This window comes from Pseudomonas sp. NY15435, assembly GCF_048068295.1.
Lineage (GTDB): Bacteria > Pseudomonadota > Gammaproteobacteria > Pseudomonadales > Pseudomonadaceae > Pseudomonas.
Map to the genome: position 1 here is coordinate 244,967 of NZ_JBLUQA010000001.1, position 13,764 is coordinate 258,730.

At 65.5% G+C, this 13,764-nt stretch carries 15 protein-coding genes; 7 read left to right on the forward strand and 8 right to left on the reverse strand.

What is annotated here, in order from left to right; all coding sequences use genetic code 11:
- Window positions 1–11: 11 nt before the first annotated feature.
- The 6 genes from ACNFH5_RS01160 to nudE form a co-directional block, all read right to left on the reverse strand.
- Window positions 12–1,859, reverse strand: a complete 1,848-nt coding sequence (locus ACNFH5_RS01160; RefSeq protein ID WP_416743606.1) for a Na/Pi cotransporter family protein — start codon at window positions 1,857–1,859, stop codon at window positions 12–14.
- 73 nt (window positions 1,860–1,932) lie between these two features.
- Complete coding sequence (locus ACNFH5_RS01165) at window positions 1,933–2,271, reverse strand: multidrug transporter (protein WP_416743607.1); 339 nt, start codon at window positions 2,269–2,271, stop codon at window positions 1,933–1,935.
- Window positions 2,272–2,354: 83 nt separating this feature from the next.
- A complete protein-coding gene (locus ACNFH5_RS01170) occupies window positions 2,355–2,933 on the reverse strand; it encodes a lysophospholipid acyltransferase family protein (protein ID WP_416743608.1) in 579 nt (192 codons plus the stop codon).
- A gap of 95 nt (window positions 2,934–3,028) precedes the next feature.
- Window positions 3,029–3,841 (reverse strand): bifunctional DNA-formamidopyrimidine glycosylase/DNA-(apurinic or apyrimidinic site) lyase, encoded by an 813-nt coding sequence (mutM, locus tag ACNFH5_RS01175; protein ID WP_416743609.1) that lies wholly within the window; start codon window positions 3,839–3,841, stop codon window positions 3,029–3,031.
- Window positions 3,842–3,957: 116 nt separating this feature from the next.
- The gene (gene cysQ, locus ACNFH5_RS01180) at window positions 3,958–4,776 is read right to left on the reverse strand and encodes a 3'(2'),5'-bisphosphate nucleotidase CysQ (protein ID WP_416743611.1); all 819 of its coding nucleotides are present in this window, start codon (window positions 4,774–4,776) and stop codon (window positions 3,958–3,960) included.
- Complete coding sequence (nudE, locus tag ACNFH5_RS01185; protein ID WP_416743614.1) at window positions 4,776–5,342, reverse strand: ADP compounds hydrolase NudE; 567 nt, start codon at window positions 5,340–5,342, stop codon at window positions 4,776–4,778. The genes cysQ and nudE overlap by 1 nt, the downstream gene beginning before the upstream one ends.
- Before the next feature lie 126 nt (window positions 5,343–5,468).
- On the opposite strand from nudE, the gene yrfG reads away from it, so the two are divergent.
- Window positions 5,469–6,131: a GMP/IMP nucleotidase gene (gene yrfG / locus ACNFH5_RS01190; protein ID WP_416743616.1), complete on the forward strand. Its 663-nt coding sequence runs from the start codon at window positions 5,469–5,471 to the stop codon at window positions 6,129–6,131.
- Between the two features lie 46 nt (window positions 6,132–6,177).
- On the opposite strand, the gene lysM is transcribed toward yrfG, so the two are convergent.
- The gene (lysM, locus tag ACNFH5_RS01195; protein WP_037018714.1) at window positions 6,178–6,615 is read right to left on the reverse strand and encodes a peptidoglycan-binding protein LysM; all 438 of its coding nucleotides are present in this window, start codon (window positions 6,613–6,615) and stop codon (window positions 6,178–6,180) included.
- Between the two features lie 149 nt (window positions 6,616–6,764).
- Here lysM and ACNFH5_RS01200 point away from each other — a divergent pair, with 149 nt between their 5' ends.
- The 5 genes from ACNFH5_RS01200 (at window position 6,765) to ACNFH5_RS01220 (ending at window position 12,440) form a co-directional block, all read left to right on the forward strand.
- A complete protein-coding gene (locus ACNFH5_RS01200; protein WP_416743617.1) occupies window positions 6,765–7,664 on the forward strand; it encodes a LysR family transcriptional regulator in 900 nt (299 codons plus the stop codon).
- A gap of 93 nt (window positions 7,665–7,757) precedes the next feature.
- Window positions 7,758–8,594, forward strand: coding sequence for a formate dehydrogenase accessory sulfurtransferase FdhD (gene fdhD, locus ACNFH5_RS01205; protein ID WP_416743618.1), 837 nt, complete (start codon window positions 7,758–7,760; stop codon window positions 8,592–8,594).
- Between the two features lie 29 nt (window positions 8,595–8,623).
- Entirely contained in the window at window positions 8,624–10,945 is a 2,322-nt protein-coding gene (locus tag ACNFH5_RS01210) for an FdhF/YdeP family oxidoreductase (protein WP_416743620.1), read from the forward strand.
- 429 nt (window positions 10,946–11,374) lie between these two features.
- Window positions 11,375–11,881, forward strand: a complete 507-nt coding sequence (locus tag ACNFH5_RS01215; RefSeq protein ID WP_038803491.1) for a hypothetical protein — start codon at window positions 11,375–11,377, stop codon at window positions 11,879–11,881.
- Window positions 11,882–12,002: 121 nt separating this feature from the next.
- The gene (locus ACNFH5_RS01220; RefSeq protein WP_416743622.1) at window positions 12,003–12,440 is read left to right on the forward strand and encodes a glycine zipper domain-containing protein; all 438 of its coding nucleotides are present in this window, start codon (window positions 12,003–12,005) and stop codon (window positions 12,438–12,440) included.
- 59 nt (window positions 12,441–12,499) lie between these two features.
- On the opposite strand, the gene ACNFH5_RS01225 is transcribed toward ACNFH5_RS01220, so the two are convergent.
- Window positions 12,500–13,039 (reverse strand): DUF2087 domain-containing protein, encoded by a 540-nt coding sequence (locus ACNFH5_RS01225; RefSeq protein ID WP_416743624.1) that lies wholly within the window; start codon window positions 13,037–13,039, stop codon window positions 12,500–12,502.
- A 280-nt stretch (window positions 13,040–13,319) separates the two neighbouring features.
- Here ACNFH5_RS01225 and ACNFH5_RS01230 point away from each other — a divergent pair, with 280 nt between their 5' ends.
- The gene (locus tag ACNFH5_RS01230; RefSeq protein ID WP_416743626.1) at window positions 13,320–13,685 is read left to right on the forward strand and encodes a hypothetical protein; all 366 of its coding nucleotides are present in this window, start codon (window positions 13,320–13,322) and stop codon (window positions 13,683–13,685) included.
- The last annotated feature ends 79 nt before the right edge of the window (window positions 13,686–13,764 follow it).

Below are 13,764 nucleotides of genomic sequence, written 5' to 3' on the forward strand. Positions count from 1 at the left end.
GGAACGGGCTTTCAGGGCAGAATGAGACCCGGCGTCTCGTCCTCGCCCGGCTCGAACAGGCCGTGCTCGGTGCCCAGTTGCAGCACGTTGCGCAGGCTCTGGATGATGCGGCTGACATAGCCCAGGTCGTTCATCAGCGAACTCATCTGCAGGCCGTCCAGCTCGTGCCGGCGCACGGCGGCGAACAGCCGCTGACGGAAGGCGCCGTCGAACTCGGCGGCGCTTTCATCGAGCAATTGCAGACGTGCCTGCAAGGCCTCCTCCGGCAGTTCACCACCGAGCAGCGAGCCCAGCGCGCGCACTTCGCGCAGCATGGCGATCAGGTGCCGGCGCAACTCGACGTAGGTGTCGCGTAGCGTCGAAGGCTCGCCGTGCAGCGCTTGGCCGAGGTTCTTCTGCAAATGCTTGGCGTCCTTCACCGCATCCACCAGTTGCAGCGCCACCACCTGGCAGGACAGCCAGAAGCGCTGGTGTTCCTCGTCCAGCGGCACCTCCAGGCGGCTCATGAAGCTCAGCAGGTCGCCATACACGCCCTTGATGTGGCGCTGGTAAAGCACTTCCGCTGCGAGCGCGTGGCGATCCGGCGTGGCGCGCAGCTCATTCTCGTCGACCCGCGGCTGGGTGAGCATGTCCACCGGCAGGTACAGCGCGTGGCAGATCACTTCGATGCTCAGGCGCCCCAGATGCCGCAATTCCTGTAGCACCGCGCTGGCGGCGGCGTCTGCGGAGTCCAGTGCGCGCTCGTTGAGATAGCGCGCATGGGTACGCTCAATGGTGGGCATGGCGGGGGCCATGTCGGTAATCAATACCGCGGGCTCTTCCACCTCCGGCAGCCAGCGCACCAGGGCATTGGCCAGCGCGCCCTGCAACGGCCAGAACAACGCCACGCCCATGCCGTTGAACAGGGTGTGGAACAGCGCCAGCTGGATCATCGGGTTGTCCGCCAGCCCCAGCGGCGTCACCAACCAGTGCACCAGCCAGGTCAACGGCGAGAGCAACAGGAAGGCCAGCACACCGGTCACCACGTTGAACAGCACGTGCGCCAGCGCCAACCGCTGCCCGCTGCGATTGCCGCCCAGGGAGCCGACGAAAGCCGTGGTGACGCTGCTGCCGACGTTGGAGCCGATGGCAATCGCCAGGCTCTGCCCCAGTTCCAGCTGCCCACCGGCGAGGGCCGCCAGAGTCAGCATCAGCGTGGCATGGCTGGATTGCAGGACCACGGTGATGAGCAGGCCGAAGGTCACGAACAACAATGCGCCGAGCATGCCTTCCGAGCGCAATTCGCTCATGTCCATGGCATCGCCGAAGCTGCCGAAACCCTCCTTGATCTGGTCGATGCCCAGGAAAATGAAGGCGATCCCCAGCAGGATGCGCCCGGCAGCCTTGCTCTTGGCGCCGTTGAAACCCAGCAGGATGCCGAACACCAGTAACGGCAGCGCCAGGGGGCTCAGGCTGAGATTCTGCCCGGCCAGCGCCAGCAGCCAGATGCCACTGGTGGCGCCCAGGTTGGCGCCGAACAGGATGGCGATGCCGCCCGCCAGCTGGATCAACCCGGTGCTGATGAAGGCGATGGTGAGCAGGGAAACCAGGGTGGAGGATTGCAGCAGGAAGGTGCCGAAGAGACCGAACAGCAGGCTCTTGCCGCGGGTCGCAGTGCTCTTTTCCAACCAGCGTTCGAGCTGGCTGCCGGCAAGATCGCGCAGCCCTTCTTCCAGGCACTGCATGCCGAACAGGAACAACGCCAGGCCCGCTCCCAACTGCAGCAGACCGGCGCTGGACCAGAAGGTGTAGCCCAGGATGACGGCGACCAGCAGCAGAAGCAGCGGACGCAGGTGCTTCTTCAGGCCGCTCAGTTTCATGGGCTACCCACGGGATTCACCCGGCAAGCCGGGCTTGCGAGGCGGCCACGCCGCCCCGGAAAAGGACGAGCAGTCAGTCCTTCTTGTAGCCGCTGGTGGTGCAGCCCAGGCAGCGTACGAAGGCGGCCTTGCCCGGATCGACGACCAGCGCCTGGCCAGCTTCCTTGATATTGCCGCCGGCCGCGCTGAACGGCAGGGTCACCACGAAGGCCGCGGTCCCCACCACGGTGGCGGCGATCAGCAGCGGACGCGCGATCAGCAGGTCGCCCATCATGGAGTAGAACGGCGGAGCCGAGACGACGTAGGTCGGATCGCCGCTGACGTTGCTCACTTCTTCCTGAGCAACGGCCGGCAACACCGAGAATGCACAGACCAGGGCCATTGCAGTGGCGGCGGTGCGGAACACGTTCATGGAGGGAAGTCCTTTTTTGTGTAGTTGGGCAGGCAGACTGCCATAACTATAACAGCGCTCCATGACTTGTCGCGTGACAGCCTTCAATCGCCGAAGAATGCGTATTCGGGCTTTTTCGGCACGAAAGGTCGATAGAAAGCCAGCATCCGGCGCAGGTCGGCCGACTCGTCGCCGGTGGGCCAGAACGGCTCGCCGATGACGATGCGCCGACCGGGGTAGTCCAGTGCCGCCAGCACGATAGGCACGCCCGCGCCCCGGGCGATGTGGTAGAAGCCCATTTTCCAGCGTTCGACCTTCTTGCGCGTGCCCTCGGGCGAGAGGATCAGCATCATCTCGCGATTATCGCGGAATGCCTGGATTGCCTGGTCCACGGTGTTCAGCTTGAGGTGGCGCTGGATCGGGATGCCCCCCCAGCGGCGCATCAGGCCGCCGAAGGGCGCGCGGAAGATGGTGTGCTTGCCGAACCAGCGGGCGTTCAGGCGCAGCACGAACTTGGCCGCGAGGAACAGGACGAAATCCCAGTTGGACGTATGGTGCGCGCCGATCACCACGAACTTGTCGAGCGGCGGCAGCGCGCCCTCTATGCGCCAGCCGGCCAGGCGCAGCATGCTGTGGCCGAGCGCCTCGGCGAACGGATTGCGGGGCAGATAGTTGCCGGACATGAATCACCTGGAAGCCCCTCTTCGGGGGCCATTGTTGTTATGGCAAAAGGTGTGGGAGGCGGAGCGGTCGGCAGCTTAACGGCCGCCACCCGCCTTCAGCGTTGGCAGCGCGAACAGTAGACGCTGGCGCGCTGGCCGAGGCGGACTTCACGCAGGGTCGAGCCGCAGATCTTGCACGGTTCGCCGCCGCGCCCGTAGACGAAGAGTTCCTGCTGGAAATAGCCGGGCTGGCCGTCGCCACCGACAAAGTCGCGCAGCGTGGTGCCGCCGCGCTCGATGGCAATGGCGAGGATACGTTTGATCTCCTGGGCAAGCTTCACGTAGCGCGCCCGCGAGATGGTCCCGGCCTCGCGGCGCGGGTCGATGCCTGCGGCGAACAGCGCCTCGGTGGCGTAGATGTTGCCCACGCCGACTACCACCGCGTTGTCCATGATGAAGGGTTTCACCGCCATGCTGCGGTTGCGTGACAACTGGAACAGGCGCTCCCCTTCGAAGGCATCGGTCAGCGGCTCCGGGCCGAGGTGGCGCAACAGTTCGTGCTCCAGCGGCGTCAGGCTCCAGAGCAGCGCGCCGAAGCGCCGCGGGTCGGTGTAGCGCAGCGCCATGCCCGACTCCAGCTCGATATCCACATGCTCGTGGCGCGCCGCCGGTGTGCCGCATTCCACCAGGCGCAAGCTGCCGGACATGCCCAGGTGGCTGATCAGCGTCCCCACCTCGGCATTGAGCAACAGGTACTTGGCACGCCGCTCCACCTGCACGATCCGCTGCCCGGACAAGCGAACGTCCAGGTCCTCGGGAATCGGCCAGCGCAAGCGGCGCTCGCGGACGATCACGCGGCTGACGCGCTGGCCTTCGAGATGGGGCGCTATGCCCCGGCGGGTGGTTTCGACTTCAGGTAATTCGGGCATGGGTCAGAATGTCTGAGGAGCTATCTGTAGGAGCGAGCTTGCTCGCGAACTGATCAACCGGCAACGCCGGCGTCAGACTGGTTCGCGAGCACGCTCGCTCCTACAAGGGTATGGGGTTAGTCCAGCGCGCGGGCCAGCTGGATCAGGTCTTCACGCCAGGGCGCGGCCTTGGGCAGCGCCAGGAAGGAGGTGTTGAGGAGCGTTTCCCTCGCTTCATAGGTGAAGGGCTCGCCGCGTACGTCGAGCACTACGCCGCCGGCGCCTTCCAGCACGCCCTGGGCGGCCGCTGTATCCCACTGGCTGGTGGGCGCCAGTCGCGGGTAGCAGTCCGCCGAGCCTTCGGCCAGCAGGCAGAACTTCAGCGAGCTGCCGATATTGGCCAGGTTCAGGTCACCAAAGCGCTTTGCCAGGCCAGCCAGCAGGCTTTCCTGCTGCGGGCTGGAGTGGCGCTTGCTGGCCACCACGGTGAAGACGTCGTCCGGCTCGGTGCGCACCTCGATGGCCTCCGGCTCGCCGCCGCGCTCTTCGCGCCAGGCGCCCAGGCCGGTGCCGCCGTAGTAACAGCGGCCACTGGCGGGGATGCCGACCACACCAAAGACCACGCGGCCGTGCTCGATAAGCGCGACGTTGACAGTGAACTCGTCACTGCCGGAAATGAATTCCTTGGTGCCGTCCAGCGGGTCAACCAGCCACCAGCGACTCCACTGGGTTCGCGTCTCCAGCGGGATGTTGCAATCTTCCTCGGACAGCACCGGCACGTCCGGCGCCAGCGCGCGCAGGCCGTCGGCCAGCAGGCGGTGGGCGGCCAGGTCGGCAGCGGTCACCGGTGATTCATCAGACTTGCTCTGGACCTCCAGCTCGCCACGCCAGAACGGCAGGATCACATCGCCTGCCTTGTGTACCAGGTCGATCACGGCAGGCAGAAACGCATTCATCACGGCTGGAATTCCCCTCGTTGAGTCAACAGGTCGCGCACCAGATAGAGCGCGGCCAGGGCCCGTCCTTCACTGAACTGGGCATTCTGCGCGAGGCTGGAAAGCTCGCGCAGATTGATCTTGTCGACGCCCATCGGCTCCGGCTCGTCGCCGGGCAGCGACTCTTCGTAAAGATCGCGGGCGAGCACCACCTGGATGCGCTGGCTCATGTAGCCGGGCGACAGCGACAATTCGGTGATGTACTCAAGCTGACGGGCGCCGTAGCCGGCCTCTTCCTTCAGCTCGCGGTTGGCCGCGTCGAGGATGTCCTCGCCCGGCTCCACCAGGCCCTTGGGTAGCGACAGCTGGTACTCGTCGACCCCGGCGCAGTATTCCTCGACCAGCACGGCGTGTTCGGCGTCGAGCATGGCGATCACCATCACCGCGCCGTAGCCCTGCCCCTTGCCCACCAGGCGCTCGTAGGTACGCTCGACACCATTGGAGAAGCGCAGCTGCAGCTCCTCGACGGCGAAGAGCCGGCTTCTGGCAACGATCTCTCGGGCGAGGACCGTGGGTTTCTGACGCATGGGGCGACTCCTGGGGGTGGCCGGGTCGGCTATGATAACCCGCCTTTTCCGATTCTCCGTGTCAGATATCGCGCCGATTCCGCTCACCGCCGGCGCAATTGCGACACCCTTTTGCGAAAGCCCAGCATGCCACGCCTGCCCTGGAACCAGATCGACACCGTCCTGCTCGACATGGACGGCACCCTGCTCGATCTGCATTTCGACAACCATTTCTGGCTCGAACACCTGCCGCAGCGCTACGCCGAGCGACATGGCATCAGCCGTGCAGAAGCAGACGCCGAGCTGCTACCGCTGTTCCGCGACAACGCCGGGCTGCTCAACTGGTACTGCCTGGACTTCTGGAGCCGCGAGCTCAAGCTGTCGATCCTCGACCTCAAGCACGAAGTCGCCGACCTCATCGCCCTGCGCCCGGACGCCGATCTGTTCCTGGCGAAACTGCGTGAGCACGGCAAGCGCGCGGTGCTGATTACCAACGCACACCGCGATTCCCTGTCACTGAAGATGCAGCGGGTGGAGCTGTCGCCCTGGTTCGACCGGCTGATCAGCTCCCACGATTACGGCTTCCCGAAGGAAGACCAGCAGTTCTGGCAGGCTCTGCGTGCCGACGTCGGATTCGATCCGGCGCATAGTCTGTTCATCGACGACAGCCTGCCGATCCTGCGCGCCGCGCGGACCTTTGGCGTCGCCCACCTGCTCGCGGTGCGCCAGCCGGACAGCCGCCAGGGTCCGAAGGACACAGAAGAGTTCGCCGCCCAGGAAGACTACCGGGCGCTGCTCGAAGGGTTGTGAAGCGAGTAGAAACAGCGAGCCCGGCGCTGGGCCGGGCTCGTTGAGGTTATTCCGGAATCCGCAGCACCTGGCCGGGATAGATCTTGTCCGGATGGCTGAGCATCGGCTTGTTCGCCTCAAAGATCTTGTTGTAGAGGTTGGCGTTGCCGTACTCCGCCTTGGCGATGGCGCTGAGCGTATCGCCCTTCTTCACGGTGACGAAACGCGCCTCCGCAGCTGGCGTGGCGACGGTGATGTGGTCTTCCACACCCGACACACCCGCGACGTTGCCTAGCGCCAGCAGAATCTTCTCCTTCTCTTCCTGGCTGGCCACCTCACCGGTGGCGATCACCTTGTCGCCCTCGACGCTGACCTGGATGTTCGGGTTGCCAAGGCCCACCTTGGCGATGTGGTCCTTGAGCGATTCGGCGGCCTGCGCCTCCTGACCGACAATGCTTTCCCACAGTTTCTCGCCGGCTTCCTTCACGAACGCAAAAATGCCCATTTCCAACCTCCCTACGGTTACAGTGACAGGCGGCCGGCATTGGGCAGACCGCGCGCCCCTGGAGTCTAGACGGCGACTTCCGCAGCGCCTGACGGAAAAGCCCTATTCCCGCCCCGACCCGACAGAACGCCCCCGGAGTTTTCCCGCCGATGGACATCAAGCAGCTGAAATTCCTTTGCGCCCTGGACGAGACGCGGCACTTCGGCCAGGCGGCGGTGCGCTGCCATGTCACCCAGCCGACGCTGTCCATGCGCCTGCGCAGTCTGGAAGAAGAGCTGGGCCTGGAACTGGTGCGCCGGGGTCAGCGCTTCGAGGGTTTCACCGAAGCCGGCGAACGTGTGCTGGCCTGGGCCCGCAGCCTGCTGGCGGCCCACGATGGGCTCTACGCCGAAGCGGCCGCGTGCCGAGGCCAACTGGTCGGCACCTTGCGCCTGGGCCTGGTGCCGCTGGCGGGCTTCGATCCCATGCAGTTGATCGAGCTGTTCGCCCAGCGCCACCCGGAGCTGCGCTTCCAGCTGTTCGCCCTGAGCTCAGAGCACATCCTCGAAGGTCTCGGCCGCAACCAGTTGGACCTCGGTCTGTCGTACCTGGACCGCCTCGACCGCGAACATTTCGACAGTCTCGAACTGGCTGCCACGCGCATGGGCCTGCTGCACGATCGCCGTCACTTCCAGTTCGACAGCCCAAGCCTGAGCTGGGATGCACTGGCGGAGCTACCGCTGGGCCTTCTCTCGGCCGGGATGCACTTCCGCCAATCCATCGACCACGGTTTCCGCAGCCGTGGCCTGACGCCCCAGGCGCGCCTGGAGACCGACGCCGTGCACCAACTGGTGCAGGCGGTGGAGCGCGGCCTGTGCTGCGCGATCATGCCATTGGGCAGCGGGCTGGACGCCCAGGGCGAACACTTTGCTCTTACGCCGATCGAGGACGCGCGCACCCTGTCGTCACTGGGCCTGATCCTGCGCCGCAGCGAGCCGCGTTCAGCACTGGCCGAAGCCTGCTTCCGCGAAGCAGCCGCTCTGCTGGGGAACGCCGAGAGCGACCGATAGAGCGCGTCGATCACAACATCGACAGCAGCCATTAGACGCTGCCGCGGCATGGGCATAGGCTGGATGTATTACTAGAACCACAGGGCTCTGCCCATGCCTTGCCTGATCACCCGCCCGGCCAGCGCCGCGGTCCGGGACGCCGTCGTGCCTGCCGACGGCTACAGCTACACCGAACTCACCCCGGAGAGCGCCACCGGTCGCGCCGCCCTGGCCGGAGAAACGGCCCTGGCCATTGCCTACAACGGGCTGAGCCAGGCGGTCATGATGGTCTCGCCGAATGACCTAGAAGACTTCGTCCACGGGTTCAGCCTCGGCGCCGGCCTCATCGAGTCCATCGACGACATCTATGACGTACGCCTGACACCCCATGGCGATGCCATCGCTGCCGAGGTGCAGGTCAGCAATCGCGCCTTCTGGGCTCTCAAGGACCAGCGCCGGCAATTGGCCGGCAACACCGGCTGCGGCCTGTGCGGCGTCGAGGCGCTGGACCAGGCGCTACCCGACCTGCCGCTCCTGCCGGCGGCTCCGCTGCCGCCCGCCGCGCACCTCGAGCATCTGCGTGAACGGGTCAATGCCGTCCAGGAGATTGGTCGCCGCAGCGGCGCCCTGCACGCTGCGCTGTTCGTCGATGCCGCCGGCGAGATTCGCCTGTGCCGCGAGGACATCGGCCGCCACAACGCCCTCGACAAACTGGTCGGCGCACTCAAGCGCCAGCGCCTGGACCTGGCCGGCGGCTTCGCCGTGGTCACCAGCCGCTGCAGCCTGGAACTGATCCACAAGGCCGTGCGCGCCGGGCTGTCGACCCTGGTCAGCCTGTCCGCGCCCACCGCGCTCACCGTGCAATGGGCGCGCGAGCACAACCTGAACCTGATCCACCTGCCCCACCGCAGCGCGCCCCGGGTATACAGCCCCGCCCCACCAGCCGCCTGAACGCCCGCATCTTCGAAGAAAGAGACTCCATGAGCCTGCAGCAAGAAAATCCCCGCTACCAACCCTACAAGGGCGCCGCCGCCGGCTGGGGCGCGCTGATCAGCGTCACGCGCTTCTGGCTCGACAGCAAGCAGCCGTTCAAGAACCTGCGCGCCCTGCTCAAGACCAACCAGAACGGTGGTTTTGACTGCCCCGGTTGCGCCTGGGGCGACTCCCCGGAAGATGGCCGCGTGAAGTTCTGCGAGAACGGCGCCAAGGCGGTCAACTGGGAAGCCACCAAGCGTCGCGTGGACCCGGCGTTCTTCGCCCGCCACAGCGTCAGTTCGCTACGCGAGCAGAGCGACTACTGGCTCGAATACCAGGGCCGCCTGACCGAGCCGATGCGCTACGACCCGGCCACCGACCGCTACCAGCCGATCGATTGGGACGACGCTTTCGCGCTGATCGCCCGGCACCTGAATGCACTGGAAAGCCCGCACCAGGCAGAGTTCTACACCTCCGGCCGGGCCAGCAACGAAGCCGCCTTCCTGTACCAACTGTTCGTTCGTGCCTTTGGCACCAACAACTTCCCCGATTGCTCGAACATGTGCCACGAGGCCAGCGGCGTGGCGCTGGGTCAAAGTGTCGGCATCGGCAAGGGCACGGTCACCTTCGATGACTTCGAGCACGCGGATGCGATCTTCGTCTTTGGCCAGAACCCCGGAACCAACCACCCGCGCATGCTCGAACCGCTGCGCGAGGCGGTGAAGCGCGGCGCCCAGGTCGTCGCCTTCAACCCACTGAAGGAGCGCGGCCTGGAGCGTTTCCAGCACCCGCAGCACGCGCTGGAAATGCTTACCAACGGTTCCGAGCCGCTCAACACCGCGTTCTTCCGCCCGGCGCTGGGCGGCGACATGGCGGCCGTGCGCGGCATGGCCAAGTTCCTCCTGCAATGGGAACGCGAAGCCCAGGCCAAGGGCGAGCCGGCGGTGTTCGACCATGAGTTCATCGCCGAGCACACCCAGGGCGTCGACGCCTACCTCGCCGCCGTGGACGACACCAGCTGGGATCACATCGTCCAGCAGTCGGGCCTGAGCCTCGAGGAGATCGAGCAGGCTGCAATCATGTACCGCCGCGCCGAACGGGTGATCGTCTGCTGGGCCATGGGCATCACCCAGCACCATCACTCGGTGCCGACCATCCAGGAACTGGTCAGCCTGCAACTGCTGCGCGGCAACGTCGGCCGCCCCGGCGCCGGCCTGTGCCCGGTGCGCGGCCACAGCAACGTGCAGGGCGACCGCACCATGGGCATCAACGACCGTCCGCCGGTTGCATTGCTGGATGCCATCGAGCGGCGCTTCCAGTTCAAGGTGCCGCGCGAGAACGGCCACAACACCGTCGAGGCGATCAACGCCATGCTCGATGGCCAAGCCAAGGTGTTCATCGGCCTGGGCGGCAACTTCGCCCAGGCAACCCCGGACAGCCCGAGAACCCACAGCGCCCTGCAGAGCTGCGCGCTGACCGTGCAGATCAGCACCAAGCTCAACCGCAGCCACCTCACCGTGGGCAGCGACGCGCTGATCCTGCCGTGCCTGGGCCGCACCGACATCGACCGCCAGGCCGAGGGCCCGCAGGCAGTGACGGTGGAAGACTCGTTCAGCATGATCCACGCGTCCTTCGGCCAGTTGGAACCGTCGTCGAAGCAGATGCGTTCCGAGCCCGCCATCATCGCCGGCATTGCCAAGGCCACCCTGGGCAACCACCCGGTGGACTGGGACGCGATGATCGCCAACTACGACCGCATTCGCGACCTGATTGCCGACACCATTCCCGGCTTCACCGACTTCAACCGGCGCGTGGCCAATCCGGGCGGCTTCCACCTGGGCAACTCGGCCGGCTCACGGCGCTGGAACACCGCCAGCGGCAAGGCCAACTTCCACGGCCACCCGCTGCCGGCGGACCTGGTCCACGCGAAGATCCGCGAGACCGGCCAGGAGCCGCACCTGATCTTGCAGACGCTGCGCTCCCACGACCAGTACAACACCACCATCTATGGCCTGGACGACCGCTACCGCGGCGTGCGCGGCCACCGCGAGGTGGTGTTCGCCGATGAAGCCGACATCCGCCGTCTGGGCTTCGAGCCCGGCGAGAAGGTGGACATGGTGTCGCTCTGGTCCGATGGCGTGGACCGCCGCGTCAGCGGCTTCACCCTGCTGGCCTACGACATTCCGGCCGGCCAGGCTGCGGCCTACTACCCCGAGACCAACCCACTGGTGCCGCTGGACAGCCACGGTGTAGGCAGCCACACGCCGACGTCCAAGTTCGTCGCCATCCGTTTCGAGAAGGCGCAGCCCAGTCAACGCATCGCCTGAAGCTGCATGGCGCTCTGGTCGGAACGCCATTCAAGCGCATTCGCGAGCAAGCTCGCTCCTACAGAAAAGCCTCGTGCCTTTGTAGGAGCGAGCTTGCTCGCGAAGCTTTTTTTGCGCACGCCACATGACCCTGCCCTGCGAAAAGTCTGCGGGATCTGCACAACATCGGAGAGGGATGAAGGGTAAACACGGAAGGGCCAGGTCACTTTTCGTGAAAAGCCATCATTTCAATGGCATTTTGTGAGAAAAACACGTCAAAAGCGGAACCCTGGAATAACACTCAGACCGCCCGAAATCGAAAAAGTTCTGACCACAAATCAAATACTTGCAATATTTGATGAAAGTCGTGTTACTCGTCGGAACCCCCTTGTCAGAGCCTTCGCACGAACCGAGGATCGCTTCCAACATCCCCACAGAGAGATCCTCTCTATGAAGTACTCCTCGATGCTCCTGTTGTCTCTTGCGCTGGTTGGTGGCACCGCCTTCGCGGACGGCGACACCCGTGCCGGCGTCGGTGGCGCCCTGGGCGGGGTATTGGGCACTGCGGTCGGCCAGGCGGTCGGCGGCAGCACCGGCGCCGCCATTGGTGGTGGCCTTGGCGGTGCAGCAGGCGGCGCCATGGGCGCACGCCACGGCAACAAGACAGAAGCCGCCATTGGCGGTGGCCTGGGCGCTGCCGGCGGCCAGGTCCTGGGCAACAAGATGGGTGGCACCACGGGCGGCCTGATTGGCGCGGCCCTGGGCGGCGGCGCGGGCGGCGCACTGGGCAACCACTACGCCGACAGCAACCGTGACGATGATGACGACTACGACGGCCGCCGCGGCTACCGCCATGCGCGCTATGACGATCGCCGCTACGATCGCCACTGGCACGATAACGGCCGCCATCGCGGTTGGTACAAGCACAAACACAAGCACCATCGCGACTGGGATTGATCCGGGACATAGCAAACCTCGATCAGTCCACGTAAGCGACGGCTGACAGCCGGGCCTGGTTGCCCGGCTGTTTTGTGTGCGGGACAATTCTTCCGATACTTCCAACCTTCAGGTTCGCAACATGCGTAAGACTCTTTCTGTTCTGGCACTGGCCCTGCTGGCCAGCCACGCCGTGGCCGACGACACCAAGTCCGCGATCGGCGGCGGTGTCGGTGGCGCGCTGGGCAACGTGGTCGGCGGCGCCCTGGGCGGTTCCACCGGCGCGGCCATCGGTGCCGGCGTAGGCGGTGCCGCGGGTGGCGCGATGGGCGCGAAGAACGGCAACAAGACCGAGGCAGCCATCGGCGGCGGCCTGGGTGCAGCCGGCGGTTCGGTCATCGGTAACAAGGTCGGTGGTTCCACCGGTGGCGCCATTGGCGCAGGCCTGGGCGGTGCTGCCGGCGGCGCGCTGGGCAACCACCTGGCCGATGACAATGATGATGACCACCACAGCAGCAACAACAGTCATCACAAGGGCAAAGGCCACTACAAGCACAAACACAAGCATCACGACGATTGACCGATGCCGGTGTGAAAAAGCCCGCCTATTGGCGGGCTTTTTCGTTCAGGACGTCGCCTTCATGCCCCACTGGGCAGGCAGGACAGTAGCGCGCCCAGCTCAGCGGGCGGTCGCTGCTCGATACGCCAGTACTCGCCACCATCCTCGGTGCGCCCCAGCCAGCCGCCATCCACCAGCGCGCGGCGCAGCAACAGGTGATCACCCAGGCTCTCCTGGGCTCGCAGCCGGTCGTTGAGTGCCCGCTCGCTCCAGCGCAGCCGCGCCGGTAGCCGGGACCACAACACCCAGAGACAGGCCTCGCGATGGCTGTGCTTCTTCGGCCAGCGCTGCAGGCAGCCGGCCTCGTCGAAATAGCGCCGCCATTGCTCGACGCGGCGAAAGTCCACCACTACCTCGGGCTCGGCTCCCCGTGCGAGTCGCGACTCTGCTTCATGGCTGGCGCGCAGCGCCTGATAGTTGCGGAAGCCCACCGCACGGGCGAGCAGGTTGAGCATCTCGACATGGCCGGGGCGCTCAGACGAGTCGTCGAGCTGGCGCACCAGCGATTTCGCCAGGGCGGAGATGTCAGGGGCGTGATAGGGCAAGCGTTGCCTGGACACAGTGCAATCCTCGTTGCGTGCCTAGACCTCGCGCAGGAGGTTATCGGGGGTCGCCGTATTCCGATGCGGCACTGAAGAAAGTGTGTCGGATCGTCAAAGGTGCGGGGAACCGCGCGGCAGGTTTAGCGCTCTCCATACGGAGGCGGCGACGCCTGGGTGAACTGCCGACCGGGGCCCAGAATAAGCCCGGTAATCCCCTGGGGCAACCCTCAAGAACGCGCGGCCCGGTGAAGCTGTATAGGCTTGCCGGGCAGGAATCCATGGTTGCAAGGAGCTCACCGTGAAAGTTGCTTTTATCGCCGGGACACTGCTGGCCCTCTGCGTGACGCCCGCTGTTTACGCCGACACCTGGCAGGTTTGCCGGCTGGAAGTACAGATCACCAAAGCATTGAAGCTGCCCGTTAGAGGGCTCGAGGGCCGAGTGGAATCGGTCAAGGCCAGCCCGGCTGGCACGCAATGCCCGAAAAAGGGCGAGCTGATTGCCTTCGAACCGGAAAGCGCCGACTGGCAGAGTCGCATCCCACGCAAGCACTGGCCGGCGCCGGGCCAGCGGGTGTGGATGCGCTATCAATACCTCGACGGCATCTGCAAGGGCGACGGCAACAGTCGGCCGTGCCGGATCGAGCACTATCCCATGGGCTGGTGAGACAACCACTGTAGGAGCGAGCTTGCTCGCGAACCATTCTGCCGGGAGCTTCGGAGCGGAGCGGTTCGCGAGCAAGCTC

Excerpts from the sequence above, each read along its gene's own strand:
- ACNFH5_RS01170 (WP_416743608.1), bottom strand. The coding sequence starts at position 2,933 with ATGTCCGGCAACTATCTGCCCCGCAATCCGTTCGCCGAGGCGCTCGGC.
- yrfG (WP_416743616.1), top strand. The coding sequence starts at position 5,469 with ATGCCACGCCTGCCCTGGAACCAGATCGACACCGTCCTGCTCGACATG.
- cysQ (WP_416743611.1), bottom strand. The coding sequence starts at position 4,776 with ATGAATGCGTTTCTGCCTGCCGTGATCGACCTGGTACACAAGGCAGGC.
- nudE (WP_416743614.1), bottom strand. The coding sequence starts at position 5,342 with ATGCGTCAGAAACCCACGGTCCTCGCCCGAGAGATCGTTGCCAGAAGC.
- mutM (WP_416743609.1), bottom strand. The coding sequence starts at position 3,841 with ATGCCCGAATTACCTGAAGTCGAAACCACCCGCCGGGGCATAGCGCCC.
- ACNFH5_RS01160 (WP_416743606.1), bottom strand. The coding sequence starts at position 1,859 with ATGAAACTGAGCGGCCTGAAGAAGCACCTGCGTCCGCTGCTTCTGCTG.
- ACNFH5_RS01220 (WP_416743622.1), top strand. The coding sequence starts at position 12,003 with ATGCGTAAGACTCTTTCTGTTCTGGCACTGGCCCTGCTGGCCAGCCAC.
- ACNFH5_RS01210 (WP_416743620.1), top strand. The coding sequence starts at position 8,624 with ATGAGCCTGCAGCAAGAAAATCCCCGCTACCAACCCTACAAGGGCGCC.
- fdhD (WP_416743618.1), top strand. The coding sequence starts at position 7,758 with ATGCCTTGCCTGATCACCCGCCCGGCCAGCGCCGCGGTCCGGGACGCC.
- ACNFH5_RS01215 (WP_038803491.1), top strand. The coding sequence starts at position 11,375 with ATGAAGTACTCCTCGATGCTCCTGTTGTCTCTTGCGCTGGTTGGTGGC.
- ACNFH5_RS01200 (WP_416743617.1), top strand. The coding sequence starts at position 6,765 with ATGGACATCAAGCAGCTGAAATTCCTTTGCGCCCTGGACGAGACGCGG.
- ACNFH5_RS01165 (WP_416743607.1), bottom strand. The coding sequence starts at position 2,271 with ATGAACGTGTTCCGCACCGCCGCCACTGCAATGGCCCTGGTCTGTGCA.
- lysM (WP_037018714.1), bottom strand. The coding sequence starts at position 6,615 with ATGGGCATTTTTGCGTTCGTGAAGGAAGCCGGCGAGAAACTGTGGGAA.